The organism is Arthrobacter agilis, assembly GCF_002953615.1.
Classification (GTDB): Bacteria; Actinomycetota; Actinomycetes; order Actinomycetales; family Micrococcaceae; genus Arthrobacter_D; species Arthrobacter_D agilis_B.
The window spans coordinates 3,432,783-3,435,112 of the sequence record NZ_CP024915.1; the positions used below are offsets into that span (position 1 = coordinate 3,432,783).

Sequence of the window (2,330 nt, forward strand, 5' to 3'; positions counted from 1 at the left end):
AGACCCGCGCACCAGTGCGCCCGACGGAAGGGGGCCGGCATGAACGAGCAGGACCCCCTGAGGAAGAACCGGCTGGGGCTGCGGAGCATGCTCCTGGTCTCCGGCGGGGTGCTCGTCGCCAGCAGCGTGTACCTCCTCCCCAACGTCGGCCCGAACCAGGGCGGCGCGCCGACCACGTCGCTTCCGGCACCCCTGCAGCCGACGTCGTCCGCAGGGGAGGCCGGTGCGTCCCCGACCGCACCGGCGGTCCGGAGCGAGGGCGCGGCAGCCGGGCCCGCCGACGCGGTCCAGCCCCTCCTCCCGGTCTACTGGCTCGGCGACGTCGACGGCAGCGACAAGCTGTTCCGCGAATTCCTGGTGGCACCGGCCGAAGGCTCCGGAGATCCGATCGCCGACGCCGTGCAGCTCATGACCTCGGGGCGGCCGCTCGACCCCGACTACCGCTCCCCGTGGCGGGCCGCGTCGAACGTGACGTCCTCGATCTCCACGAAGAACGTCATCACGCTCGACATCTCCTCGGACGCCGTCTCGGAGGGACTCGGCGAGGACGAGGCCCGCCTCGCCCTCCAGCAACTGGTCTACACGGCGACCGCGGCGGCGTCCGACGCCGGCCTCATCACCGGGGGCGAGGCCAGCTCGGTGGTCGTACTCGTGGACGGGACGGCCGGCTACCGCGCCTTCGACGCCGTCGACCTCGACGGCGAGTGGACCCGGGACCCCGCCAACCTCGCTCCGGTGTGGATCATCGATCCGCAGGAGGATGTCGAGGCCGACACCGCGGGCCTCACGATCCACGGGGTGGGACCGGCCGCCGAGCAGTCCCTGGACTGGCGGATCGACCGCAGCACCGACGGCTCCGAGGACGGCGACGCCGCCCTCTTCCGGGACGGCTCCGTGGACATGGCCCCGCAGGACGGCGCACCCGGGGCCTTCTCCTTCTCGGTCACCCTTCCACCGGGCCGCTACGAGATCACGGTGTCCGCGCCCTCGGACGCGACCAGCGCCGCTGATTCGAAGACCGTCGTCGTCCGATAGCCGCGCCTCCCGCCCTACCAGCGACCGAGCAGGTGGTTCAGCAGCACGAGTGCGGCCGGACCGGCCGAGGACGACCGCAGGACGTGGGGACCCAGGCGGGCCGTGCTCGCACCGGCGGTCCGCAGTCTGGCCAGCTCGGTGTCACTGATGCCGCCCTCCGGGCCGACCACCACGGCGGTCGACGTCGGGACGTCGAGGGCGCCTGAGATGCGCAGCTCCGACACCTGCTCGGCGAGAGACACCTCGGCGTCCTCGTGGAGGACGACGATCCGATCCACCGTCGACGCCCAGGCCACCAGTCGCGGCGTGTCGAGCACGCCATGGACGGTCGGGACGAACGAGCGGCGTGACTGCTTCGAGGCGGCGGCCACGAGCGAGGTCCACTTCTGCCGGCCCTTGTCCTCCTTGTCCCCGCGCCAGCGGACGATGCTGCGTTCGGCATGCCAGGGGACGACGGCGTCGACGCCGAGTTCGGTGGCCGCTTCCACGGCCTGCTCGTCGCGGCCGCCCTTCGCGAGGGCCTGGACGAGCACCAGGCGGTGCCGGGGCGCCGGATCCTGCCCTGCGCTCTCCACCATCAGCTCCACGGTCCCGGCCCCGACCGCCGAGACCAGCCCGCGGAGCCGGTAGCCCGCGCCGTCGGAGACGTCGATGCGCTCACCGGTCGTGAGCCGCCGGACCGTCGCGGCGTGGCGCCCCTCGTCACCGCCGAGGACGAACACGGCACCGGGCGCTGCGGACCGGACTGCCTCACCCGGTCCGAAGAAGAGGGGTCGCGTCATGGTCAGCGGTTCCCGAGACGCTCCCGCAGGCGCGCGAACACGCCCGAACCGCTGCTGGCCAGCTGTCCGTCCGTGTACTCCTCGTTGCGCAGTTCCGCGAGCTTGCGGAGGAGTTCCTCCTGCTGGTGGTCGACGTTCCGGGGCGTCTCGACATTGAGGTGGACCCGCAGGTCCCCCCTGCCCTGGTTCCGCAGGTGCGTGACGCCGAGGCCGCGCAGGGTGAGGATCTCGCCGGACTGCGTGCCCGGCTTGATGACCAGCTCCTGGTCGCCGTCGTAGGTGTCCAGGTGGACCGTGGTACCGAGCGCCGCAGCCGTCATCGGGACACTCAGCGTCACGTGCAGGTCGTCGCCGTCACGCAGGAAGGTCGCATTCGTCTCGACCCGGATCTCCACGTAGAGATCGCCCTGGGGTCCGCCGGCGATGCCGGCCTCGCCCTGTCCGGCCAGCTGGATGCGCGTGCCCGTACCGACCCCGGCGGGGACCTTGATGGTGAGGGTGCGGCGGGCGCGG

Annotated in this window: 3 protein-coding genes; 1 reads left to right on the forward strand and 2 read right to left on the reverse strand. The window is 72.5% G+C overall.

Annotated features, from left to right (window positions below; genetic code table 11):
• Positions 1–39 precede the first annotated feature (39 nt).
• Complete coding sequence (locus tag CVO76_RS16920; RefSeq protein ID WP_208740221.1) at positions 40–1,035, forward strand: GerMN domain-containing protein; 996 nt, start codon at positions 40–42, stop codon at positions 1,033–1,035.
• 14 nt (positions 1,036–1,049) lie between these two features.
• Here the strand turns inward: CVO76_RS16920 and CVO76_RS16925 are convergent, their stop codons facing one another.
• Positions 1,050–1,817 (reverse strand): 16S rRNA (uracil(1498)-N(3))-methyltransferase, encoded by a 768-nt coding sequence (locus CVO76_RS16925; RefSeq protein WP_208740222.1) that lies wholly within the window; start codon positions 1,815–1,817, stop codon positions 1,050–1,052.
• A 2-nt stretch (positions 1,818–1,819) separates the two neighbouring features.
• Positions 1,820–2,330, reverse strand: a 511-nt coding sequence (locus CVO76_RS16930; protein WP_279628582.1) for a DnaJ C-terminal domain-containing protein, incomplete at its 5' end; no start/stop codon positions are given.

Bases quoted from the DNA above. Each gene is read 5' to 3' on its own strand.
- CVO76_RS16925 (WP_208740222.1), bottom strand. From the start codon at position 1,817: ATGACGCGACCCCTCTTCTTCGGACCGGGTGAGGCAGTCCGGTCCGCA.
- CVO76_RS16920 (WP_208740221.1), top strand. From the start codon at position 40: ATGAACGAGCAGGACCCCCTGAGGAAGAACCGGCTGGGGCTGCGGAGC.